At 70.4% G+C, this 23,576-nt stretch carries 20 protein-coding genes and 1 pseudogene; 16 read left to right on the top strand and 5 right to left on the bottom strand.

Annotation, left to right across the window (positions count from 1 at the left end; genetic code table 11):
* Positions 1 to 25: 25 nt before the first annotated feature.
* On the bottom strand, positions 26 to 328 hold the full coding sequence (locus BSZ36_RS14540) for a hypothetical protein (protein WP_094550211.1): 303 nt from the start codon (positions 326 to 328) through the stop codon (positions 26 to 28).
* A gap of 169 nt (positions 329 to 497) precedes the next feature.
* Between BSZ36_RS14540 and BSZ36_RS14535 the strand changes: the two genes are divergently transcribed.
* Both BSZ36_RS14535 and BSZ36_RS14530 read left to right on the top strand, forming a co-directional pair.
* Positions 498 to 1,751, top strand: a complete 1,254-nt coding sequence (locus BSZ36_RS14535) for a DUF819 family protein (protein WP_094550209.1) — start codon at positions 498 to 500, stop codon at positions 1,749 to 1,751.
* 130 nt (positions 1,752 to 1,881) lie between these two features.
* On the top strand, positions 1,882 to 3,237 hold the full coding sequence (locus tag BSZ36_RS14530) for a T9SS type A sorting domain-containing protein (RefSeq protein ID WP_143536916.1): 1,356 nt from the start codon (positions 1,882 to 1,884) through the stop codon (positions 3,235 to 3,237).
* Between the two features lie 123 nt (positions 3,238 to 3,360).
* Here BSZ36_RS14530 and lexA read toward each other — a convergent pair whose 3' ends face one another.
* Complete coding sequence (lexA, locus tag BSZ36_RS14525) at positions 3,361 to 4,002, bottom strand: transcriptional repressor LexA (protein ID WP_094550205.1); 642 nt, start codon at positions 4,000 to 4,002, stop codon at positions 3,361 to 3,363.
* Between the two features lie 266 nt (positions 4,003 to 4,268).
* On the opposite strand from lexA, the gene BSZ36_RS14520 reads away from it, so the two are divergent.
* From BSZ36_RS14520 to ftsZ, 13 genes and pseudogenes are all read left to right on the top strand, one after another.
* On the top strand, positions 4,269 to 4,769 hold the full coding sequence (locus tag BSZ36_RS14520) for a division/cell wall cluster transcriptional repressor MraZ (RefSeq protein WP_094550203.1): 501 nt from the start codon (positions 4,269 to 4,271) through the stop codon (positions 4,767 to 4,769).
* Between the two features lie 18 nt (positions 4,770 to 4,787).
* Entirely contained in the window at positions 4,788 to 5,888 is a 1,101-nt protein-coding gene (gene rsmH / locus BSZ36_RS14515) for a 16S rRNA (cytosine(1402)-N(4))-methyltransferase RsmH (protein ID WP_094550201.1), read from the top strand.
* A 5-nt stretch (positions 5,889 to 5,893) separates the two neighbouring features.
* Positions 5,894 to 6,409 (top strand): hypothetical protein, encoded by a 516-nt coding sequence (locus BSZ36_RS14510; RefSeq protein ID WP_143536915.1) that lies wholly within the window; start codon positions 5,894 to 5,896, stop codon positions 6,407 to 6,409.
* Between the two features lie 72 nt (positions 6,410 to 6,481).
* Positions 6,482 to 8,587, top strand: coding sequence for a penicillin-binding protein (locus BSZ36_RS14505; protein ID WP_218827685.1), 2,106 nt, complete (start codon positions 6,482 to 6,484; stop codon positions 8,585 to 8,587).
* Positions 8,588 to 8,624: 37 nt separating this feature from the next.
* Positions 8,625 to 10,241 (top strand): UDP-N-acetylmuramoyl-L-alanyl-D-glutamate--2,6-diaminopimelate ligase, encoded by a 1,617-nt coding sequence (locus BSZ36_RS14500; RefSeq protein ID WP_094550197.1) that lies wholly within the window; start codon positions 8,625 to 8,627, stop codon positions 10,239 to 10,241.
* Positions 10,241 to 11,395 (top strand): phospho-N-acetylmuramoyl-pentapeptide-transferase, encoded by a 1,155-nt coding sequence (gene mraY, locus BSZ36_RS14495; RefSeq protein ID WP_094550195.1) that lies wholly within the window; start codon positions 10,241 to 10,243, stop codon positions 11,393 to 11,395. Before BSZ36_RS14500 ends, mraY begins: the two co-directional genes overlap by 1 nt.
* The gene (locus BSZ36_RS19735) at positions 11,392 to 13,086 is read left to right on the top strand and encodes a Mur ligase family protein (RefSeq protein WP_218827684.1); all 1,695 of its coding nucleotides are present in this window, start codon (positions 11,392 to 11,394) and stop codon (positions 13,084 to 13,086) included. The genes mraY and BSZ36_RS19735 overlap by 4 nt, the downstream gene beginning before the upstream one ends.
* A gap of 77 nt (positions 13,087 to 13,163) precedes the next feature.
* Positions 13,164 to 14,303, top strand: a complete 1,140-nt coding sequence (locus tag BSZ36_RS14485) for an FtsW/RodA/SpoVE family cell cycle protein (protein WP_094550193.1) — start codon at positions 13,164 to 13,166, stop codon at positions 14,301 to 14,303.
* The gene (gene murG, locus BSZ36_RS14480) at positions 14,300 to 15,481 is read left to right on the top strand and encodes an undecaprenyldiphospho-muramoylpentapeptide beta-N-acetylglucosaminyltransferase (RefSeq protein WP_218827683.1); all 1,182 of its coding nucleotides are present in this window, start codon (positions 14,300 to 14,302) and stop codon (positions 15,479 to 15,481) included. Before BSZ36_RS14485 ends, murG begins: the two co-directional genes overlap by 4 nt.
* Positions 15,482 to 15,587: 106 nt before the next feature.
* A pseudogene (murC, locus tag BSZ36_RS14475) lies at positions 15,588 to 17,000 on the top strand (UDP-N-acetylmuramate--L-alanine ligase); the annotation flags it as partial.
* 82 nt (positions 17,001 to 17,082) lie between these two features.
* The gene (locus BSZ36_RS14470; RefSeq protein ID WP_094550189.1) at positions 17,083 to 18,063 is read left to right on the top strand and encodes a cell division protein FtsQ/DivIB; all 981 of its coding nucleotides are present in this window, start codon (positions 17,083 to 17,085) and stop codon (positions 18,061 to 18,063) included.
* Complete coding sequence (gene ftsA / locus BSZ36_RS14465; RefSeq protein WP_094550187.1) at positions 18,060 to 19,439, top strand: cell division protein FtsA; 1,380 nt, start codon at positions 18,060 to 18,062, stop codon at positions 19,437 to 19,439. Before BSZ36_RS14470 ends, ftsA begins: the two co-directional genes overlap by 4 nt.
* A gap of 61 nt (positions 19,440 to 19,500) precedes the next feature.
* Entirely contained in the window at positions 19,501 to 20,784 is a 1,284-nt protein-coding gene (gene ftsZ, locus BSZ36_RS14460) for a cell division protein FtsZ (RefSeq protein WP_094550185.1), read from the top strand.
* Positions 20,785 to 21,028: 244 nt separating this feature from the next.
* Here ftsZ and BSZ36_RS14455 read toward each other — a convergent pair whose 3' ends face one another.
* Positions 21,029 to 21,376 carry a hypothetical protein gene (locus BSZ36_RS14455; protein WP_143536914.1) on the bottom strand — a complete coding sequence of 116 codons (348 nt, stop codon included), beginning with the start codon at positions 21,374 to 21,376 and terminating at the stop codon, positions 21,029 to 21,031.
* 124 nt (positions 21,377 to 21,500) lie between these two features.
* Between BSZ36_RS14455 and BSZ36_RS14450 the strand changes: the two genes are divergently transcribed.
* Positions 21,501 to 22,400 carry an SDR family oxidoreductase gene (locus BSZ36_RS14450; protein ID WP_094550181.1) on the top strand — a complete coding sequence of 300 codons (900 nt, stop codon included), beginning with the start codon at positions 21,501 to 21,503 and terminating at the stop codon, positions 22,398 to 22,400.
* A gap of 103 nt (positions 22,401 to 22,503) precedes the next feature.
* Here the strand turns inward: BSZ36_RS14450 and BSZ36_RS14445 are convergent, their stop codons facing one another.
* Positions 22,504 to 22,974 carry a DUF4864 domain-containing protein gene (locus BSZ36_RS14445; RefSeq protein ID WP_094550179.1) on the bottom strand — a complete coding sequence of 157 codons (471 nt, stop codon included), beginning with the start codon at positions 22,972 to 22,974 and terminating at the stop codon, positions 22,504 to 22,506.
* Between the two features lie 176 nt (positions 22,975 to 23,150).
* A complete protein-coding gene (locus BSZ36_RS14440) occupies positions 23,151 to 23,531 on the bottom strand; it encodes a hypothetical protein (protein WP_094550177.1) in 381 nt (126 codons plus the stop codon).
* Positions 23,532 to 23,576 lie beyond the last annotated feature (45 nt).

Raw genomic sequence — 23,576 nt, 5'->3', positions numbered from 1 at the left:
GTGGAGCGCCAGAGGCCGGGCGCGGCTACAGGATGTCCATCTCCCCGAAGTCGTCGAACTCCATCTCCACGCCGCCCACGCGGTCGGCGAGGAAGTTGTAGACGATCCCGCCGATGAAGCCCCCGACGAACCCGAAGACTGCGCCCATGACGGGGTACAGGATCACGGCCAGAAGCCCGAGGCTCGCCCCGCCGTTGCCGAACTGGGAGCCGACGGTCGCGGCCACGCAGCCGCCGACGAGGCCACCGAACAGGCCGTAGAGCGCCCCGAGGGCGCCATAAATCTTGGCGAGGGACACGGGTTCGATTCGACGGAGAACGGTGCGCATAGCGGGGCAGGGCAGGAGGGAGCCGCCGGCACGGCGCCAGCGGCAAAAGCGGCACGCCACGTGAGAAGAGCGGCGGCCCGATACCTCTCCCTACCGGAACGCGGCCCAAACCCCGTCGCCAGAGGCCTCTGGCGGGCCGACTATCTTCGCGCGACTTCCCCGCCACACCATGCAAGACCCCGCTGCCCTCGAAGGCCCCGCCGCGCTTATCACCGACCCCGTGCAGACGGCGGCGCTCTTGGCCGCGGTCCTCGCGGCCGTGTTCGCGCTCTCGCGCGTGGAAGCGCTCAAAAAGCTGTTCGACGTGATCCCGCCAGTGATCTGGGCCTACTTCGTGCCCATGCTGCTGAGCACGTTTGGCGTGTTGCAGCCGTACCGGCCCGGGAACGAGGCCCTCGGGATCACGGAGTACGTGAACCCGGCCTATGACCTGTTCAGCTACATCCTCCTGCCAATGGCGCTGTTCCTGCTCATGCTCACGATCGACTTGAAGGCAATCGCGAGCCTGGGCAAGATGGCGCTCATCATGCTGCTGGTCGGCACGCTCGGCATCGTGATCGGCGGGCCGATCGCGCTGCTCGTGGTGTCGCTGTTTGCCGACACCACGGGCCTCTGGCAGGGCATGTCGGCGTTGAGCGGAAGCTGGATCGGCGGCACGGCCAACATGGTCGCGATGGCCGAAAGCGTGGGGCTTCGCGATCTCGGCCCCGTGATCGTCGTGGATGTCGTCGTGGGCTACGGGTGGATGGGCATCCTGCTCTTCCTCGCGGGCTACCAGGAGCGGTTCAACGCGTGGGTCGGCGCGGATACGAGCGCGATGGACCGCGTGGACGAAACGCTCAAGCAACTCGATACGCAGCGGCGTCCGCTCACCATCGAGACGGGCGCCATCATCATCGGCCTGGGCATCGCGGCGGCGGTCCTCTCCCGCGTGCTCGGCAGCAGCATCGAGCCGGTCCAGATCGACGGGCAGACCATCATCTCTGGCGGGACGTGGGCGGTGCTGATCGCCGTCACCGTGGGACTGATCCTCTCGTTTACACCGCTGCGTAAGCTGGAGATCGACGGCGCGAGCCGCCTGGGCTACGTCGCGCTCTACATGCTCCTGACCAGCATCGGCGCGCAGGGCAACCTCTTCGCCATCGCGGAGGCGCCGCTGTTCCTCCTCATCGGCGTGGTTTGGCTCGCGGTCCACATCGGGCTCTTGTTCCTGGCCGCGAAGCTGCTCAGGGCCCCGCTGTTCTTCGTGGCGACCGGCAGCATGGCCAACGTGGGCGGCGCGGCCAGCGCGCCCATCGTAGCGGGCGTGTACCACCCGGCGATGGCGCCGGTGGGGCTGTTGATGGCCGTCGCGGGCTACGTGCTGGGCATCTACGCCGCCGTGGGCTGCGTCGCGATGCTCTCGGCCATCGGGGGCGGCTAGCCTCTGGCGCCAGAGGCGAGAATGGGAGCGCGCATGCTCGCGCCTGTGGCCGGGCTCCCTACTTTCGAGCGTAGGCCGAAGCGGCGGGCGCCCGGCCTGCCCGCTTTCGCCCAGTCCCTCCATGCGCCAGATGCTCCGAGCCGTTCTCACCGTTGCACTCGTAATGGCGGCGAGCATCTCCGTAGGCGCCCAGCCCCCGGTCGTGTGGGGGCCGCTCCCCTCCACCGCGCAGACGGTGAACGAGAACGCCATGGTGACCGCCCTCGCCCTCGCGGAGGCGCCCGGGGGGGGCACCGCCGTCTACGTCCACGCGGGGCGGACCTACAGGCTCGACGACGACGAGCGGGACTGGACCCTGCTCTGCCGCGGGGCGGGGTGCTACGCCGACGCCCTGCTCGCCCGCGACTCCGTCATCGTCGGCGGCGCCTCCAACCGCGCCTCCCGCTCCGCCGACTACGGGGCGACCTGGGACTTCGACGGCATCGCTGGCCTCGAGGCGATGATCTGGGGCGCGAACCCCGGGACCGACGGCGCCCTCCTCGCCACGCGCGTCTTCACGCTCTGGCGCTCCGACGACCGCGGCCGCACCTTCACCGAGCTCGGCGCCTTCGGCGGCGACACCGTCGACATCGCCGAGGTCCCCGCCTCTGGCGCCTTGCCCCGCGGCCGGATCCTCGCCGCCGCTTACAACGGCGTGACGTACTCCGACGACGACGGGCGCTCCTTCCGCCCCTCCTCGCTCTACGAAGCCGGCGCGCTCATCGCCTACTCCGTGACGTTCGCGCCCGAGCCCGGCCACCCCTTCGGCGGCGCCGCCTACGCCGCCGTAGCGGAGAACGACCCCGCGCAGCACCGCCGCGCGAGCGTGGTCCACCGCAGCGACGACGGCGGCGCGACGTGGGCGGAGGTGCACCGGGTGCGGGAGGGGGACTACGGCCTGGAGGAGACCGACCGCGTCCGCGTCCGCGGCGGCGCCGACGGGTCCGTCTGGGCGAGCGTGGGGTACACGCTGAACCGTCCGACGAACCGGAGCACGATGTTGGTCTCCCGCGACGGCGGGGCGTCGTTCGAGGAGGTCTCGGCGGGGTGGGGCGGCCACGACGTGAACCACATCCGGATCTCGGAGGAGGGGCGGGTGTACGCGGCGACGGACTCGGCGGTGTGGCGGACGACGGCGCCGGTGATCGTCTCGAACGGGGCGGCGCCGCGGGAGGCGGCGCCAGAGGCCTCTGGCGCGGCGTTGGAGGTCAGCCCGAACCCGGCCTCGGGCGCCGTGCGGATCGCGCTGGACCTCGGCGCGCCAGAGGACGAGACCGTTACCGTCTACGACGCGCGGGGCCGGGCGGTGTGGGCCTCTGGCGCCGGCCCCGCCAGAGGCGGGCACGCGTGGGAGGTGGACACGTCGGGGTGGGCGACGGGCGTTTACGTCGTCCGCGCCGAGACCGAGGACGGGGCGGTGAGCGTGCGGCTGACGGTCGCGCGGTAGCGCCAGAGGCCTCTGGCGGTGGGGAGAGGTGGGGAACGGGCGCACCGACATCTCGCCCGAGGCGTATGCGGGACTCGTTCCGCCAGAGGCGCGGTGGGGAAGAGGTGCCGCATCTCTCTGGCGTTACAGCTTCCGCATCACCGCGAGGACCGGGCCGATCACGAGGTAGGCCGGCGAGCCGACGATAAACGACTTCGGCTTGTAGCGCGTCGCCGCGGGCACCAGCTTGATGCGCTCGCCGGCGTACGCCACGCGCCGCACGGCCAGCAGATCCATGAGCAGCACGGCCACGAGCGTGCCCTCTGGGATGGGCCGCGAGCCGGCCTCCTCGATCACGAGGAAGTCGCCTTTGAGGATGCCTTCGTCGGCCATGCCGTCGTCGCCGGCCCGGCCCGCGAGGCAGTCGTCGGGATCGATGCGCGGCATGAACCGGAGGTCCACCTGGAGGTGCTGCTTGCCGCGGCGCAAGAGGCCCGGCTGGCCCGAGCTCATCTTGGGAATCAGCGGCAGGCTGGGCGTGCCCTCGTCGAACGAGAACGCGTCGGCGTCCTTCGCCAGAAGCCGGAGCCCCCGCGAGACGTTGGGGGTCCGCACGAGGACGCCTTTCTTCTCCAGCGCGCCCAAGTGTTTGTGCACACCGTTGGTGCTCTTGAGCCCGAGGTGGTCTCGGATCTCGATCACGGTGGGTGGAATTCCTTCGGTCTGGATATGGGACCGGATGAATTCATAGATCTGATTCTGGCGTTCCGTAAGTTGAGCGGACATGGTGGCCGAGGCCCGGGTGGCGGGAAAAAGGGATAGGTGATAATCTATTCACTGGGCCGGCAGAATGGTGAACGGATTGTCACCCCTTGTGTATCGGCCTGTTTCGGCCGTTCTGAGGAGCTGTTATCCACAGCTGAGGTTTGTTATCCCCCAAATTTGGCCGTTTTGGGCGATTCGGGTACGTTGCAGGCGGTGGGGAGAAGTGGGGAAAGCATCTGGCGCCCCGTTCCCACCACTCACCAACCACCCTGGAGGGGACACCGGTCATGGCCGGCTTCAAGGGCAGAGCAGAGAACACCATCGACAGCAAGGGCCGCGTGCCCGTGCCGGCGAAGATGCGCCGTTACCTCCGGCCGGAGGCGCGGGAGACCTTTGTCGTCACGCAGGGCGTGGACCAGTGCATCGTGCTCTACCCGCTCGACGTGTGGGAAGGTGAGATCGAGCCCAAGCTGGAAAAGCTGGACGGGTTCAACGCCGAACAGGCGATGCTCTCGCGCCGCATCCTGATGTGGACCGACGAGGTCTCGCTGGACAGCCAGGGGCGCGTGAGCCTCCCGCGCGACCTGATGGAACTCGTCGGGCTGGAGCCCGGCGACAAGGCCAAGATGATCGGTGTGCTCAACCGCATCGAGGTGTGGTCGCTCGGCGCCTACGCCGCCTACCTCAACGGCAGCGCGCACTCGGTCGCCGACCTCGCCGACCGCCACATGGGAGCCTCCCGCTCCCGCCTCGCCGGGCGCCGCGCGATCGGCACCCGCACGCTCTAGATGACCGCCCCTCTCCCCATGTCCTCTTCGCGACGCTCCCGCCGTCCCCGCGCTGGCGGTGCTCGGTCGGCAGACCAGTTCGGGTCCACCACACCGGATTTGTCTGCCGACCCGCGCCGCTCCGCTGAGGCGGCTGGCGCGTCGCGCCCGGACGGGGCCTCTGGCGAGACGCGCGCCTCTGGCGCCAGCGCCTACGCGACCGGCTACCACGACCCGGTGCTTCTCGCCGAGACGCTGGACCTCCTCATCACCGACCCGGCCGGCGTCTACATCGACGGCACGCTGGGCGGCGGCGGTCACAGCGCCGCGCTGCTCGACGCGCTCGCGCCAGAGGCCACGGTCATTGGTATCGACCGCGACCCGGAGGCGCTGAGCGTCGCGCGCCAGCGGCTCGCCGAGGCCGAGGCCTCGGGGCGCTTCGTGCCGGTCCACGCCACGTTCGCCGAGATGAGCCGCGCCGTCCGCGAGGCGGGCGTCGATCCGGGGACGGTCTCCGGCGTGCTGCTCGACCTCGGCGTGTCCTCGCGCCAGTTGGACTCCGCCGCCAGAGGCTTCGCCTTTTCCGCCAGCGGCCCGCTGGACATGCGCATGAACGCTGCCTCTGGCGAGAGCGCCGCCGAGATGATCGCGCGGCTCAGCGCCGAGCGCCTGGCGGACGTGATCTACCAGTACGGCGAGGAGCGCCGCTCGCGTGGGATCGCGCGCGCGATCAAGAACGCCGAGCGCATGGAGACCACCGGCGACCTCGCCGACGCCGTCCGCGCGAGCGTGCCAACGCGCGACGAGGTGAAGACGCTCGCCCGCGTGTTCCAGGGGCTCCGCATCGCGGTCAACGACGAGATGGGCCAGATCGAGGACGCGCTGCCGGCGGCGCTCAAGGTGCTCCGCCCCGGCGGCCGCCTCGCGGTCATCGCCTACCACTCCCTGGAGGACCGGCCCGCCAAGCGCTTTCTGCGCCACGGCAGCTTCGACGCGCAGCCCGAGAAGGACCACTACGGCAACGTGGTCTCGCCTCTGGCGCCCGTCACGCGCCGCGCCGTCGTCGCGAGCGCCGAGGAGATCGCCGCCAACCCCCGCGCGCGGAGCGCCCGCCTCCGCGTCGCCGAGAAGACCGCCTAGTGACCATGGCTACCACGACCGCTCCCCGCTCCAAAAAGACGACGGCCCGTAAGCCGTCCTCGCGCAAGACGAGCTCGCCCCGTAAGGCGGCGCCGTCGCGCGCGAAGCAGACCCAAGGCGCCCGCAGGCCGCAGGCCGAGCGCGCCATCCTGCAGCAGAAGTCGCGCAGCGGCAACCTGCCCGGCTGGGACGCGCTCGGCGGCCGCAGCGCCAGAGGCAAAAAGACGAAGGCCTCCCGCCGCGTCCGCGCACTCGACGCCACGCCGAGCCTCAAGCTGGGACTCCTGCTCTTGTTCGCGTGCGTGCTGGTGACCGCCTTTGTCGGCCACACCTTCGCCACGCAGGCCACGCTCGCCGACGTGCAGCAGGCCCGCGCCGAGAACCAGCGCCTGCGCCTGACCAACCAGCGCCTGCGCGGCGCCTTTGACCGCATGACCGGCCCCGAGGCTGTCATGCCCCGCGCCGCCGCGCTCGGCCTGGACGAAGGCATCGCCTACGGCCCCTCTATCACGCTCGACTAGCGCCTCTGGCGCTCCACCCCCACCGATGCCTCTCGCGCCAGAGGCCTCCCGCTTTTCCGCTCCCCGCTTTTCGTGAACGCTCGCCGCACCATCCTCAACCGCCTCTACGTCGTCCTCGGCGTGGTGCTCCTCCTGCCTCTGGCGGTGGTGGCGCAGATCGTGCGCTTGCACGTGGTGGACGGGGGCGAGCTACGGGCCGAGGGTACAAAGCAGGCGGAGAGCTTTGTGGAGCTCCCCGCGCAGCGCGGCGCCATCCTGGACCGCGCCGGCCGCGTGCTGGTCCAGAACACGGCGACCTTCGAAGTCAACGCCGACCCGACTGTTGCCGGCTTCGCCGAGCGCGAGGCCGAACTGACCGACCTCCTGGGCCGCCTGACGGGCAAGAGCGGCGAGCACTACCGCCGCAAGATCCGCGACCGTGCCAGCCGCCAGTACGTGCGGCTCGTGCCGCGCCTGGGCGAGGCTGAGAAAGACGAGCTGGACCGCGCCGACATCCCCGGGCTCCTGATCACCGGCTCCTTTGCGCGCCGCTACACCTACGGCCGGACCGGCGCGCACGTGCTCGGCCACGTGGACCGCGACCTCCGCGGCATCGCAGGCGTGGAGGCGCAGCACAACGGACCTCTGGCGGGACGCCCCGGGCGGCAGGCCGTGCAGCGCGACATGCGCGGGCGCGTCAAAGCCATCGTGGGCGGCAACGTCGTCGAGCCCGAGAACGGGGAGACGGTCGTGCTGACGCTGGACCTGGTGCGACAGTCGATCCTCGAGGAGGAACTCGCCAGAGGCGTCGCCAACGCGGGCGCGCGCTGGGGCACCGCCATCGCGATGGACCCCCGGACGGGCGCCATCCTCGCGCTCGCCAACGCGCCCACGTTCGACCCCAACAACGCCGGCTCGTTCTCGCAAGCGGCCCGCCGCAACCACGCCGTCGCGGACAAGATCGAGCCCGGCTCCACCTTCAAGCTCGTCACCGCCATCGCCGCGCTGGAGTCCCGCGCGATGGACCTCGACGACACCATCGAGACGGGCGAGGGCTGGGCCTACATCAAGGGCCGCACGATCCGCGACACCAAGGCGCACGGGACCATCACGCTTTCGGACGCCATCAAGGTCTCCTCCAACGTGGCCATGGCGCGCACGGCGGAAAAGACCGGCGCCTCCGCGTTTTATCGCACCGCCCGCGCCCTCGGCTTCGGGCAGTCCACGCTTTCCGACCTCCCGGGCGAGGTCCCCGGCACACTGCGCCGCCCCGAGGACTGGGGCTCGCAGACGCTGACCTCGATGGCCTATGGCTACTCGGTCGAGACCACGCCGATGCAGATGCTCACGGCCTACGCCGCGCTCGCCAACGGCGGCCTGCTCGTGCGGCCGCACGTCGTCTCCGAGCGGCGCGACGTGCGCGGCGACGTGACGTGGAGCGCCCCCGTGGACTCGGTCCGCCGCGCCTTTTCCGAGCGCACCGCGCGCCTCTTGCGCCCCGCCTTCGAGCGCGTGGTGAAGGAGGAGGGCGGCACGGCCAAGGCCGCGCGCGTGGACGGCCTGAGCATCGCGGGCAAAACCGGGACGGCGCGTAGCGCTGTTGGCGGGAGCTACACCGCGGGCGTATACCGCGCCTCGTTTGCCGGGATGTTCCCCGCTGACAACCCCGAGGTGGTGATGTACATCCTGCTGGACCGGCCCACCAACGGCTACGGCGGCGGGGCCGTGGCGGCGCCCATCTTCGGCGCCGTCGCCGCGCGCTGGATCGGCACGTTCCCGAGCGTGGCGCAGCGCGTGGCGCCCGCAGCCGACCTGCCCTCGCGGCCCACGGCCCAACTCCCCCGCATCGGCGGGATGCCTGCGCCTCTGGCGCTTGCGCGCCTCCGCGCCGAGGGCTTCGGCGTCAAGCTCCCACGCCGCGCCGGCTGGGCCACGCCGGTCGTCTACCACGAGGCCGCCTACGGCGACGAGGCCCGCGTGGACCGGACCGTCAAGCTGGACGCCTCGCCAGAGGCTCAGGCCGCGGAGGCGCCGGGCGCGATGCCCGACGTGCGCGGCATGTCCACCCGCCGCGCCCTCGCGTGGCTGCGCGCCTCTGGCGTGCGCGTGCGCCTAAAGGGCTCAGGCGTCATCCGCCGCCAGTCCGTCGCGCCCGGCGCGCCGCTGCCCGCCTCCGTCTCCCTTACTGCCAACCGCTAGAGAGGGCCTAACCCACGCCCCTACGACTCCCGCTCCGTTGACCTCGCCGCTCCACCCGACTCCACCCACCCCCGAGACCTCCCCGAGGCCTCTGGCGGACCTGATCGCGCCCATCCGCGCGGCCGGGCTGCTCGTCGCCTCGCCAGAGGCCGACGACGTGGAGATCCGTGGCATGACCGACGACAGCCGCCGCGTCACGCGCGGCGACCTCTTCGGCGCGATGTCCGCCGACACCGCCGTGGGCCGCGACGGCCACGACTTCGTGCCGACGGCGCTCGCCTCTGGCGCCGCTGCGGCCATCGTCGGCCCCGATTACAAGCTTCCGGCTTCTGGCGACGCGCCAGAGGCCGACCCGAAACCCTTGGGGAAGGGTGAGCGCCTCCCCGGCGCCGTTCTCGTCCGCACGACGGATTCGAGAGCGGCGCTGGCGGAGGCTGCGGCGGCGTTCTACAAGCGCCCCGGAGACTCGCTCGCGCTCCTCGGGATCACCGGCACCAACGGCAAGACGACGACCGCCGTTTTGCTCCACGGCCTGCTGACGCGCCTCGGCGAGACCGCCGGGCTGATCGGCACCATCGAGAACCGCATCGGCACGGATCGCTACGCGACGGCCTTTACCACGCCAGAGGCCATCGGCCTGCAGAGCCTGCTCGCCGCCATGCGCGACCGGCAGACGACGCACGTCGCGATGGAGGTTTCGTCCCACGGCCTCGCGCTGGACCGCGTGCGCACGCTCGCCTTCCGCGCCGCCGTCTTTACCAACCTCACGCACGACCACCTCGATTTCCACGGCTCCGCCGCCGAGTACGCCGCCGCCAAGCGCAAGCTTTTCGACGGCCTCCGCCGCGATGCCGTCGCCGTCGTCAACGCCGACGACGCGGCCTCTGGCGAGATGACCTCGCGCACCCAGGCGCGCGTCGTGACCTACGGGACCGCGCCAGAGGCGCACGTCCGCGTGCACGTGCTGGAGAACGCCGTCGCGGGACTGCTGCTGCGGCTCGACGGCCACGAGCGGCGTTTCCGGATTGCGGGGCGCTTCAACGCGCTCAACCTCTGCGCCGCCTACGCCGTCGCGCGAGACCTCGGCTACGAGGCCGGCGAGACGCTGGACGCGATGGAAAACCTCGAAGGCGTCCCCGGCCGCTTTCAAACGATCCGCTCCGACGACGGCGTGCTCGGCGTCGTGGACTACGCGCACACACCCGACGCGCTCGACAACGTGCTCGCAACGGCCCGCGAGATCGTGCCCGAGGGCAACCGGCTCTGGGCCGTCTTCGGCGCCGGCGGCGACCGCGACCGCACCAAGCGCCCCGAGATGGCCGAGGTCGCGAGCCGTCGCGCGGACCGCGTCGTGGTCACCAGTGACAACCCGCGGACCGAGGACCCCGAAGCCATCCTCGCCGACATCCGCGCGGGCCTCGCGCCAGAGGCGAGCGCCACCGAGATCGTGGACCGCGCCGAGGCCATCGCCTTCGCCGCCGAGAACGCGGCCTCTGGCGACGTGATCGTCGTGGCCGGCAAGGGGCACGAGGACTACCAGATCGTGGGCACGGAGAAGCGCGACTTCGACGACCGCGTTCACCTCACGGCCACGCTCGCGCGCCGCACCTCGCCAGAGGCCTCTGGCGTCACCCCCGATTCCGCCAGAGGCTGATGCTCTACCACCTCCTTACCTGGCTCGAAGCCACCTACCAGCCGCCCGGCTTCCAGGTCTTCCAGTTCGTGACCGTCCGCGCCGGGCTCTCCGCCGGCACGGCGCTGCTCGTGGCGCTGTTCGCGGGCAAGAAGATCATCGCGTACCTGCGGCGCAAGCAGCTCGGCGAGACCATCCGCGAGGGCGAGGACGCCGGCGCCGTGAGCCACGCGCACAAAGCGGGCACGCCCACCATGGGCGGCGTCATCCTGCTGCTCGCCATGTTCTCGGCGGTTCTCCTCTGGGCGGACCTCACCAACCCCTACATCTGGATCGTCCTCGTGGCCACAGGCTGGATGGGCGCGGTCGGCTTTGCCGACGACTACATCAAGGTGGTCAAAAAGGACAAGGGCGGGCTCTCGGAGAAGACCAAGCTGATCGGCCAGTTCGTGCTCGGCATCAGTGTGAGCATCCTGCTCTACTCGCTCCCCGCCCTGGACGGCATCCACACCGCGACAAGTCTCCCGTTCGTGCCCAACGGCACGATCGACTACGACTTCCTCGCGCCGTTTATCGGCGAAGGCTGGGGCTGGATCATCTACGTCCCCGTCGTCACGTTCATCCTCGCCGGCGTCAGCAACGCCGTCAACATCACCGACGGCCTGGACGGGCTCACGGCGGGCACGGCCGCGTTTGTGAGCCTCGCGCTGATCGCGATGACGTACATCACGGGCCGCGTGGACCTCGCGGAGTTCGTCAACGACGTGTTCGTGCCCGGCACGGGCGAGCTGACGATCTACGCCGCCGCGCTCGGCGCCGCGTGCTTCGGCTTCCTGTGGTACAACGGCTACCCGGCGCAGGTCTTCATGGGCGACACGGGCAGCCTCGCGCTCGGCGCCGGCATCGGCACGCTCGCCATCCTGATCAAGAAGGAGCTCTACCTCCCCATCCTCTGCGCCATCTTTTTCGCGGAGACGGTCTCGGTCATCATCCAGACCGGCTACTTCAAGTACACGCGCAAGAAGTACGGCGAGGGGCGCCGCGTCTTCCGCATGGCGCCGCTGCACCACCACTACGAAGCGCAGGGCGTCCACGAGTCCAAGATCGTGATCCGCTTCTGGATCGTGACCGCCATGCTCGCCATCCTGACCATCTTCCTCTTCCGGGTCCGATGACCGCCGCCGAAACCACCGCCTCCATCGAGTCCGTCCGCGAGCGCATCGCGGGGCTCCCCGTCACCGTGATCGGCGGTGCCCGCAGCGGTCTGGCCGTCGCCAAGCTGCTCGCGCGGCGCGGCGCGCACGTGTTCCTGACCGAGTACGGGCCTCTGAGTGCGGATGCCCAGGCAGACCTCGAAGCCTCTGGCGTCGCGTTCGAGATGGGCGGCCACACCGACCGCGCGCTGGAGGCCGAGTTGATCGTCGTGAGCCCCGGCGTGCCCAGCACGATCGGGCCGGTGCAGACAGCCCAGGCCCGCGGCATCCCCGTCGCGAGCGAGATCGAGGTGGCGAGCTGGTTCTGCCGCGGGCCGATCGTGGCCGTGACCGGCAGCAACGGCAAGACCACCACGACGAGCCTCATCGCGCACATCTTCGAAACTGCCGGGCGCAAGCACGTCGTGGCGGGCAACATCGGGACGGCGTTCTCAGACTACGTGGATGAGATCGACGAGGACACGGCGGTGATCCTCGAGGTCTCCAGCTTCCAGTTGGACCACGTCGCCACGTTCCGCCCGCACGTCGCCGTGCTCCTCAACGTCACGCCGGACCACCTCGACCGCTACGACGGCTCGATGGAGAAGTACGCCGCGGCGAAGTACCGCCTCTTCGAGGCCGCGCAGCAGCCCGGCGACTGGCTGATCTACAACAAGGACGACGAGGCCGTGGCCGACCACGTGGAGCGCTGGGCCTCTGGCGCCGGGCTCACGCCCGTCCCGTTCTCCATCGACGAGCCGCTGGCGCTCGGCGGCTTCGTGCGCCACCGCGGCGACGGCGCCGCGCATATCTCGGGCGACGTGATCACGCTCTCGCTGCCCAGCCGCGGCAACGCGCCCCGCCGCGCCATCCCGGTTACGCCGCCTGCCGAGGCGCCAGCGCCTACTCCGGACGCCGATCCGGGGTCGCCAGAGGCCGACTCGCACCCTGTAGAGGCGAGGCTTGCTTCGCCCGCCGACAGCGCTCCGAGCGAGGGCGAGGCAAGCCTCGCCCCTGCGGCAGCCCCGCCAGAGGCCTCTGGCGCACCCATCGAAGACCGGGGCACCCTGACCCCGGCCGACTTCCTTCTTCGCTACGAAGAGCTCATGCCCACCTCCGACCTCGCCCTCCGCGGGCGCCACAACCTCTACAACTCCCTCGCGAGCGCCATCGTCGCCCGCGCGATGGAGATCCGGAGCGACGTGGTGCGCCAGAGCCTGACAAGCTTCGAGGGGGTGCCGCACCGCCTGGAGCGCGTCCGCTCCGTGCGCGGCGCCACCTACATCAACGACTCCAAGGCCACCAACGTCAACGCCGTCTGGTACGCGCTGGAGTCCTTCGCCGCGCACGACGACGGCAGCCCCAGCGTGGTCCTCATCGCCGGAGGGCGCGACAAAGGCAACGACTACGGCCCGCTCCGCCGCCTCGTCTCGGACAAGGTGAAAGGCATCGTCGCGATCGGCGAGGGCGCCGACAAGATCCTGGAGGAGCTCGGGCCTCTGGCGCCGCACACGGCCCACGCCGCCAGCATGGAGGAGGCCGTGCAGTTCGCGAGCCTCATGGCCGAGGAGGGCGACACCGTCCTGCTCAGCCCCGCCTGCGCCTCCTTCGACCAGTTCGACAACTACGAGCACCGCGGCGACGCCTTCAAGCAGGCCGTCCAGACGCTCTAACAGGCGACCTCTCATGATGCGAGAGCCGTGATGCGCGGGTCTCGCCCATCGCTCCCTCACGCATCGCGCAGTTCACAATGCCCAAGGCCCTCACCGTTTCCCGCCGCCCGGACCCCGCCATCATCGGCGCTGTCCTGCTGCTCGCCGCAGCGGGCGTGGTGGCGGTGTACTCGGCCGTCTCGTTCCTCGCGGAGACGAAGGCAGGCGGCGATACAGAGAGGTTCCTGCTCAAGCACGTCCTCCACGTCGGCCTCGGGCTTCTGGCGATGGGCGCGGCGTCCCTCGTGGACTACCGGAAGCTGGCGCGCTTCTCGAAGGCGTTCATGATCGTCGCCATCGGGCTCTTGGTCGCGGTGCAGGTGATGGGCGTGGTGACCAACGGCGCGCAGCGCTGGATCGACCTCGGGTTCGTGACCTTCCAGCCGTCAGACCTGGCGAAGGTGGCGATCCTGCTCCATACGGCCGTCCTGCTCACCAAAAAGCAGCCGTACATCGAGAGCTTCGCCAGAGGCTACCTGCCACTGCTGTTCTGGATCGGGCCGACGCTGCTCCTGATCGGCATGGAGGACCTCTCGACGGCGGCGATCCTGCTCATCACGCTCGCGGCGATGATGTTCGTGGGCCGCGTGCGTGTGGGCCACCTGCTCGGGACAGCGCTCGTGGCGCTGGTCCTCGCGTCGGCGTTCCTCGCGGCCAACCCGCAGCGCGCCGCGCGCGTGGACGCGTGGCTGAACACGAGCATCTTCACCTCGGAAGCCGAGGCCGAGGCCACCTTCTCGGACCAGGCCGAAGGCTACCAGGCCCGCCAGGCCCGCATCGCCTTCGCGATGGGGGGCGTGACCGGCCGCGGCCCCGGCAAGAGCGTCCAGCGCGACTTCCTCCCGGCGCCCTACAACGACTTCATCTTCGCCATCGTGGCTGAGGAGTACGGCCTCGTGGGCGCGCTCTCGCTCCTGCTCGTGTTCGTCTACGTCCTCGCCAGAGGCCTCTTGCGCATCGCGCGCGGGGCGGCGGACCCGTTGGGGCTGTTCCTGGCGGTGGGGATCACGTGCGCCGTCGTGCTCTACGGCTTCGTCAACGCGGCGGTGGCCTGTGGCCTCGCGCCCGTGACCGGGCTGGCCATGCCGTTCGTCAGCTTTGGCGGCACGTCGCTGCTCATGACCGGCATCATGGTCGGCATCCTGCTCAACATCTCGCGCCACGCGGACCCAGCATGATGCCCGAAGCCCTCCACCAAGCCCCCGCCGCTGGCGCGCTCAAGCGCGCGCCCGGCACGCCGCGCGTCCTTTTCGCGTGCGGCGGCACGGGCGGGCACGTCTACCCGGCCATCGCCATCGCGGACGCCATCCGCGCGCGCATCCCGCAGGCGGCTATCGCGTTTGCCGGCACCAAGGACCGCATGGAGTGGGAAGCCGTGCCCAAGGCGGGCTACGCCATCCACCCCATCACGGTCAGCGGCTTCCAGCGCGGCCTCTCGCCAGAGGCCCTCGCGCGCAACGCGGCGTTCCCGTTCAAGCTGGCCAAGGGGCTGTGGGAGAGCCTGCGCCTGATCGGCAACTTCGACCCGGACGTCGTTGTGGGGACGGGCGGCTACGCCAGCGGCCCCGTCGGGCTCGCGGCCTCGCTGCGCGGCAAAAAGATGGTCATCCAGGAGCAGAACGCCTACGCCGGCGCGACGAACAAACTCTTGGCGCCGCGCGCCGATCACGTCTTCCTCGCCTTCGACGCCGCGCGCGCCTTCTTCCCCGAGGACACGCCCGCGACGGTTGCCGGCAACCCCGTCCGGCAGGACCTCACCGAGGCTTCCGCTACCGAGGCGCGCGAGCACTTCGGCATCCCCGAGGGCGCGCGCGTCCTCCTCGCGATGGGCGGCTCGCTCGGCGCCGGGCCCATCAACGGCGCGCTCAAGGTGCACCTCAAAGAGGTGCTGGCCTCTGGCGAGACGTTCGTGATCTGGGCCGCGGGCAAGCGCTACTACCAAACGCTGAACGCCGCCGTGCCCGCGCACGAGCGGCTCAAGCTGGTCCCGTACCTCGACCGGATGGACCTCGCCTACGAGGCCGCCGACTTGGTGCTCTGCCGCTCGGGCGCCATCACGTGCTCCGAACTGGCTGTTACCGGCACGCCGTCGGTCCTCGTCCCGAGCCCGAACGTGACCGCGGACCACCAGACCAAGAACGCGCGCGCCCTCGCCGACGCCGGCGCCGCCATCCTCCTCCCCGAGGCCGACCTCGACGCGCGCTTCGACGACGACGTGATCGCGCTGCTGGACGCGCCGGACCTCCTGGACCAGATGCGCCGCAAGGCCCTCGCCATCGCGCGGCCCGACGCCGCCGACGAGATCGCCCGCGCCGTGATCGCGCTCGCGCCCCCGCCAGGGGCCTCTGGCGCCTAGCCGTTCCGGGCGCAGTGCACTGCGCCCCCACACCACCCGAATCCCAACGCCACCTGTGACCGACTCCCGCCCCGCTTCCGACGCCAGAGGCCGCTCCCGCGACCAGATGGGACGCGTGCGCCGCATCCACATGGTGGGGATCGGCGGGATCGGCATGTCCTCCATCGCCGAGGTGCTCATCGCCAGAGGCTTTGAGATCACGGGCTCGGACCTCAAGAAGAGCGACACGACGGCGCGGCTCGAAACGCTCGGCGCGACGATCTACGAGGGGCACCAGGCGGAAAACGTGCAGGACGTGGACGTCGTCGTGTACTCGTCAGCGGTCAAGGCGGACCTCAACCCGGAAACGGTGGAGGCGAAGCGGCGCCTCATCCCGCGCATCAAGCGCGCCGAGATGCTCGGCGAGCTCATGCGGATGCGCCAGGGCGTCGGCATCGCGGGCACGCACGGCAAGACGACCACGACGACGATGGTCGGCATGATGGCCAAGCACGCAGGCTTGGAGCCGACGATCATCGTCGGCGGAAAGGTGGCCTCCTTTGGCGCCAACGCCGTCAGCGGCGACGGCGACGTGATCGTCGTCGAGGCCGACGAGTACGACCGCACGTTCCTCCGGCTCACGCCCGTCATCGCGGTCATTACGAACATCGAGGAAGACCACCTCGACACGTACAAGGACCTCGCGGACATCAAGGAGACGTTCGTGGAGTACGCCAACCGCGTCCCGTTCTTCGGCGCCGCCATTCTGTGCCTGGACGACGAGAACGTGCGCTCGGTCGTGGGCGACATCCACCGCCGCGTGATCACCTACGGCACGAGCCGGCAGGCCACGCTCCGCGCCGAGAACATCGAGCAGATCGGCGCCGCGACGCAGTTCGACGTCATGTTCAACTCCGAGCGCATGGGCCGCATCACGCTCCACGCGCCCGGGCTGCACAACGTGCGCAACGCGCTCGCGTGCATCGGTGTCGGCCTGGAACTGGACGTGCCGTTCTCCACCATCGCCGAAGGGCTCGCGGCCTACGAGGGCGTCGAGCGCCGTTTCCAGATCAAGGGCGAGGGCTACACCCGCGACGCCGAGGCCTCTGGCGAGAGCAGCGTGCTCGTCGTGGACGACTACGCGCACCACCCCACCGAAGTGGAGGCCACGCTAGAGGCCGCCGCGAAGGGCTGGCCCGAGCGCCGCGTCGTGGCCGTCTTCCAGCCGCACCTGTACAGCCGCACCCGGGACCTCCAGGAGGAGTTCGCGCGGGCGTTCTACGACGCCGACGTGCTGGTCCTGACCGACGTGTTCCCCGCCCGCGAGGAGCCCATCGAGGGCATCACCGGCGAGTTGATCGCCGGCTTGGCGCGCCAGTACGGCCACCGCGACGTGCACTACGTGCAGGACAAGAACGACCTCCCGCTCTCGCTCAAGATGCTCACCCGCCCCGGCGACCTCGTGGTCACGATGGGCGCGGGCGACGTGTGGCGCTACGGCCAGGCCTTTCTCGACGCGCTGCCGTCGTCGCCAGAGGCCTCTGGCGCAGCCGCATCCTCTGGCGAGACGCCAGAGGCCCCGAACGACCCCAGCCACGATCCCGCCTCCGGCGCCGAGACCGATGGCTAAGCGCACCTCGAAAACGCTCACCGCACAGCAGCAGGACCGCCGCCGCAAGCTGCGCAAGATCGGCCGCGCCCTCGGCCTGGTCGCGCTCTGCGTCGGCCTCGTGGCCGCGTGGGTGTGGCACCGCACGCTCCCGCTGGAAGAGGTCCGGGTGGTCGGCACGCACCGCGCGGCGCCAGAGGACGTGTCCACGCTTGCGGGCGTCGCGCCGGATGAGGCCGTCCCGGTCGCGCTCTACGGCATCGACCTCGCGCTCGTCGCCGACCGCGTGCGCCGCCACCCGTGGGTACGCGAGGCGCGCCTGCGCCGCCTGCCCACCGGCTCGCTCCGCATCGCCGTGGAGGAGCGCACCCCCGTCGCGCTCGTGCTCGACGCCGACGGCCGCCCGCACCACTACCTCGACGCAGTGGGCTTTGCGATGCCCGTGCCCGCCTCTGGCGCTGAGACCGAGGACGTGCCGCTGCTGCGCGGCCGCCTTCCCGCCTACCACCCGACGCAGCCCATCCGCAACGCGGGCATCCGCGAACTCCTCGGCGCGCTCGCCAGCGCGGACGATGGCGTGGACGCGCTCATCAGCGAAGTCGTCTGGTCCGAATCGGGCGCGACGCTCTACACCGAGCCCGTCGCCGGCCGGGGGACGATCCCTGTCCGGCTCGGCCGCACCGGCCACGCCGACGCGCTCACGCGCCTCGGCGCCTTCTGGGAGCAGGCCGTCCTCACCCGCCCCGACGTGCCGCTGCGGCTCGTCGACCTCCGCTTTGCCGGGCAAGTCGTCGCGCAGGAGATCCTGCCGCCGACGCGCTCCGCGGGCGGCACCTCGCCAGAGGCCTCTGGCGACACCCCAACTCCCGCTCCCGCCAGAGGCTCTGGCGATGCGGGCACCACTCCCTCGGAGGCTTTGGAGCCTGCCGCCGAGGGACCTGGCTCAGGCTCCACACCCGTCGCATCCCCTACCCCCACACCCCCAAACTCATGATCGAGAACGAGCGCATCGTTGTCGGAGTCGACATCGGGACCAGTAAAATCTGTGCGGTCGTCGCCAGTTCGGACGACCAAGACCAAATCCGCATCCGCGGCGTCGGCGTCGCCGAGAGCAACGGCGTCAACCGCGGCGTCGTCGTCAACATCGACAAGACCGTCCACGCCATCAAGACGGCCGTCTCCGAAGCCGAGCGCGCCGCCGGCGTGAGCGTCGAGAGCGCCGTCGTCGGCATCGCTGGCGACCACATCCAGAGCTTCCAGAGCCGCGGCGTCATCACCGTCACCGGCGGCGAGATCGACCGCGAGGACGTGCAGCGCCTCCTGGAGGACACGCGCCACGTGGCCATGCCCGCCGACCGCGAGATCCTCCACGTGCTCCCGCAGGAGTTCATCGTGGACGGCCAGGACGGCGTCGCCGACCCCATCGGCATGAGCGGCGTCCGCCTGGAGGCCAACGTCCACATCATCACCGGACTCGTCTCGGCCGCGAAGAACATCTACCGCTGCATCGAGAAGGCCGGCAACCGCGTGGACGACATCGTGTTGGAGCCTCTGGCGTCCTCGTACGCCGTGCTCCACGAGGACGAGAAAGAGGTCGGCGTCGTCCTGATCGACATCGGCGGCGGCACGACCGACGTGGCCGTGTTCGAGGACAACACGATCCGCCACACCGCCGTGATCGCCGTCGCCGGCGACATGGTGACGCACGACATCCGCAAGGGCCTCGGCGTGCTGGAAGATCAGGCTGAGCGCCTGAAGCACCAGTTCGGCTCCGCCCTCGTGGGGCTCGTGGACACCGACCAAGAGATCACGATTCCCGGCATCGGTGGGCGCCCGGACAAGTCGATCTCGCAGTCGGCGCTCGCGCAGATCATCCAGCCGCGCATCGAGGAGATCCTGGAGATCGCCGCGATCGAGATCAAGCGCTCCGGCTACGGCCGCCACCTCTCGGCAGGCGTGGTCCTGACCGGCGGCGGCGCGCTCATCCCGGGCACCGCCGAACTGGCCTCCGAAATCCTCGGGCTCGAAGCCCGCATCGGTCGCCCCATCGGGCTGACCGGCGGCCTCGCCGAGGAAGTCGCGAGCCCGAAGTACGCAACCGGCGTCGGCCTCGTGCTGCACGCCCTCCGAGCGGGGTCCGCCTCTGGCGCGTCGCTCCTCGCTCAGAATCCGCAACCGCGAGAGGCGCCTGCGGCTATCTCCGGCAGCGGCGACGGCAGCATCGGGAACGGAGACGGACAGGGCGGCACGCCCGTCCTCAGCGATCCCGAGCCGAGCCTCGTCACCGATGACGTCGGCCACGCCGACGACAGCCGGGGCCTCATGGACCGCATCGCGGCTCGCATGAAGGACTGGTTCGACGAGCTCTAGACTTCACCACGATTCACTACAGGACGGGCAACCCTTAGCATTCATTCCGGAGGGACACACCATGGAAGATTTCAGCACACGATTCGCATTCGACGACGACGCTCCCACAGACGCCAACATCCGCGTCATCGGCTGCGGCGGCGGCGGCGGTAACGCCGTCAACAACATGCTCGCCAAGGGCATCCACGGCGTGGAGTTCACGGCCGTGAACACCGACGCGCAGGCGCTCCAGGTCAACCTGGCGCCGCTCAAGATTCAGATCGGCCGCGAGCGCACGTCCGGGCTCGGCGCAGGCGCCCGGCCCAGCGTAGGCGCCGAGGCCGCGCAGGAAAGCCACAAGGAGATCGAAGCCGCCCTCCAGGGCTGCGACATGGTCTTCGTGACCGCGGGCATGGGCGGCGGGACCGGCACGGGCGCCGCGCCCGTCATCGCGGCCATCGCCAAGGAGATGGGCATCCTCACGGTGGCCGTCGTCACCAAGCCGTTCGTCTGCGAGGGCAAAAAGCGCCTCCGCATGGCCGAGCAGGGGATTCAGAACCTGCGCGACACCGTCGACACCCTCGTCATCGTGCCCAACGAGCGCCTGCTCGACATCGCCGAGGACGACACGACGCTCGTGGACGCCTTCGTAATGGCCGATGACGTGCTCTACAACGCCGTCCGCGGCATCTCGGAGCTTATCACCGTCCACGGCCTCATCAACCTCGACTTCGCCGACGTCCGCACGACGATGCTCGACGGTGGTACGGCGCTGATGGGCTCCGCTATCGCCTCTGGCGACAAGCGCGCCGAGCGCGCCGCCCGCGAGGCGCTGGAGAGCCCGCTCCTCGATGGCATCTCCATCGACGGCGCGCGCAACGTGCTCGTCAACATCACCGCCGGGCCGAGCCTCTCCATCCGCGAGGCCACGCACGGCATGAGCGTGATCCAGCAGCAGGCCGGCGACGAGGCCGAGGTCATCTTCGGAACGGTCATCGACCCCGAGATGGGCGACCACCTCCGCGTGACCGTCATGGCGACGGGCTTCGATGCCAACCAGGGCGCGCCCGAGGAGGCGCCAGAGGTCATCCAGCGCTCCATCCCGCTCAACCTCGACCACCACGTCTCGCCACACTACAAGGGCGAGACGAACCTCCGCGACCTCGACAAGCCAGCGTACGAGCGCCGCTCGCGCGTGGCACCCCCGTCGGAGAAGTCCCGCGAGGTGGAGGAGAGCCCGAGCGCCGTCCCGCTCAAGAACGTCAAGCGCCTCCGCATCAGCGAGCTGCCCGCCGAGCCCGGCGAGCGGATCAAGAAGGGAGGCGACCCCGACGTGCCGGCGTTCCTGCGCCGCATGATGGACTGAGCAGGCAGCGCCAGAGGCCTCTGGCGTCCGGCAGGCGATGCGCTCGCGCTTCCGGACGGCCCGCGACGGGGTGGGTGACGCACCCGTGTCACTCCCAGGCCGTACTCTCGCGCTGTCCCCCCGGACGGCTTCGCCAGGGCTGTCCACGAGGCCCCGCCACTTCTCTGCGGCGGGGCCTCATTCTGTCTGGGCGCGACGGTCTGCCTCTGGCGCCAGAGGCTCTTACCGAAACAAACCAGAGCGTTTACATCGCGAACACGACCTCACAGAGGAGGACGCCCGCGGCCCACGCCAGCGGCGACATCAACGCGAGCACCACGGCCGTCCACGCCGTTCGGGAGCGCGACGGCGGCGTTCTGCGTCGGTAGCTCCCGAGCGCTGCCAGACCAACGGGCACGGAGATGACGGAGCCGAGGAGAGCGACGAGCGCGATGGACCCGACGAGGCCTCCCAGCACCGCAGGGAGTTCAACCCCGATCGCGCTAAACGCCAAATCACTTACCGCGAGCGCAGCAAGCGCAGTGGGGAGGAGGCCTACTGCTCCGAGCGCGAGGTACAAGCTGTGGCGGGCGGGATGAGGCGTCGTGCTCATGGATGAACCGCGCTGATTGGGCAGCAAGGGATGGAGGTCTCCAGTGCGCGCCTCTGGCGCCAGAGGCGAACCTCGGGGCGGGCAAACGGTTGGACCGGTCCTTTCTCAACACCCTTCCACCCCCATGTCCGACACCCCCAATCAGTACGCGATGCAGGACCCGCGCTCGCAGTACCCGAGCCCGCCGTTCCCCCGCCAGCCGCAAGAGGCCCCCGGCCTCACCACGAAGATGGAGCCCGAGCCGGACCACGGCGAGACCTCCTACCGCGGCTTCGGCCGCATGGAGGGCCGCAAGGCGCTCATCACCGGCGGCGACTCCGGCATCGGCCGCGCGACGGCGATTGCGTACGCCCGCGAAGGCGCGGCCGTCGCGATCAACTACCTGCCGAGCGAGGAGAAGGACGCACAGTCGCTCGCGGACCTCATCGAAGGCGAGGGCGGCACGCTCGTGCGGCTCCCCGGTGATCTGCAGGACGAATCGTTCTGCGTGCAACTCGTCGAGGACGCGCGCGAGAAGCTGGGCGGGCTGGACGTGCTCGTCATCAACGCGGGCAACCAGACCGCGCAGGAGTCCATCCAGGACATCACGACGGAGCAGTTCGACCGGACGTACAAGACGAACGTCTACGCCATGTTCTGGCTCTCCAAGGCGGCGCTGCCGCACATCCCGGCGGGCGGGACGATCATCAACGTGACCTCGGTTCAGGGCTACAAGCCGTCTGCCAACTTGCTGGACTACGCCTCCACCAAGTGGGCCATCATCGGGTTCACGAAGGCGCTCGCGAAGCAGGCCATCGAGAGCGGCGTGCGCGTCAACGCCGTCGCGCCCGGCCCGTTCTGGACGCCGCTGCAGCCCTCTGGCGGCCAGCCGCAGGACTCCATCGAGACGTTTGGCGAGCAGGTGCCGATGGGCCGCCCCGGCCAGCCGGCGGAGATCGCGCCGACGTTCGTGTTCCTCGCCACGCAGGAGTCCGGCTACATCAGCGGCGAGGTCTTCGGCGTGACGGGCGGCGACCCGACCTGAGCGCGGGCCTCTGGCGCCAGAGTCTATCTACGAGGCCTCGCCGTTCTCCGCGGCGAGGCCTTCTTTTGCGTAAGCGACACTGTGCGGCCTCTGGCGCCAGAGGCTACGTCCGGATCAATCCGTCGTCCTGTGGCGCGACCGGCACTACGGCGTCCGTCATCCAGCAGCCGTCGCGCTCCCCGCCGACCTGCTTCGAGAGCGCGAACACGTACGTGCTGCGGCGCCCGTTGGCCTGGACGAGCGTGACGCGCTGCGCCGCCTCGTCGCCCTGGAACACCATGCGGCCGTAGGTGGCGCGCTCGAAGTCCAGCATGTCGCTGTAGCCGCCGCGGATCATGGCCGTAAACCGCGCCAAAGGCCCCGTCGCGGCCTGGTTGCCCGGCGAGGCGAAGCGGAAAGCCGTCGCGATGCCCGCGTCGTCCGCCGGCTCGTCGTTCTGTTGCAGCGCCCCCACGACGATCTTGACCACGGCCTCTGGCGCGAGGTCCGGCGAGGGCACGGGATCAGGAGAGGCCGGCGCGCCAGAGGCGCAGGCGAGGAGCAAAACAGCGAGGACGGCGGGGAGCGCAGGCATCGGAGGTCCGCCAGAGGCGGAAGCGGTGGGCTAGGGCGATTCTAGCCGCCAGAAGCGGCAGGGATCCGCGCTAAACGCCCGCGCACGTGGGGTGGTATCGGACCGTGCTGACGCGGTGGACAGCAGCGCGGCCGCCAGAAGTGGGTTCCCGCGTGACCAGCGCGGCGGCTCGCGCGCTACTCCGTTCGGCCCCGAGCCTCTGGCGCCAGAGGCCGGAGGAGGATCCGCGCGACGAGGGCGGCCAGAACGAGGAGCAGCAGCACGTACCCCGCGCTGATCAGGAGGTCGTCGGGCAGGCCACGCCGCATCATCCGGGCGGTGTCCCCTACGAAGACCCACGCCGCGGCGGCGAGGACCGGCAGGAAGAGAGCGGCCGCCGAAGCCTTCTGCACGCGGCTCGGCTCAACCAACAGGAACGCGGAGGCGGCGACGGTGGCGACGAGCAAACCCGGGATGCCGAACACGATGGTCACGACGCCGGAGAAGTCCGACGCGTGCGCCGCGGATGGGAGAAGCGCGAGCGCGCTGAACAGGAGCCACCGCCGGGGTCGCATCATGCGCGCTCCGACCTCGCGCGCGTCCGGACGTTCCCGCCTCTCGCG

Origin of the sequence: Rubricoccus marinus (assembly GCF_002257665.1) — a bacterium.
Lineage (GTDB): Bacteria > Bacteroidota > Rhodothermia > Rhodothermales > Rubricoccaceae > Rubricoccus > Rubricoccus marinus.
Note: the sequence above shows the minus strand (reverse complement) of the source record. Positions and strands in the feature narration are given on the sequence as shown.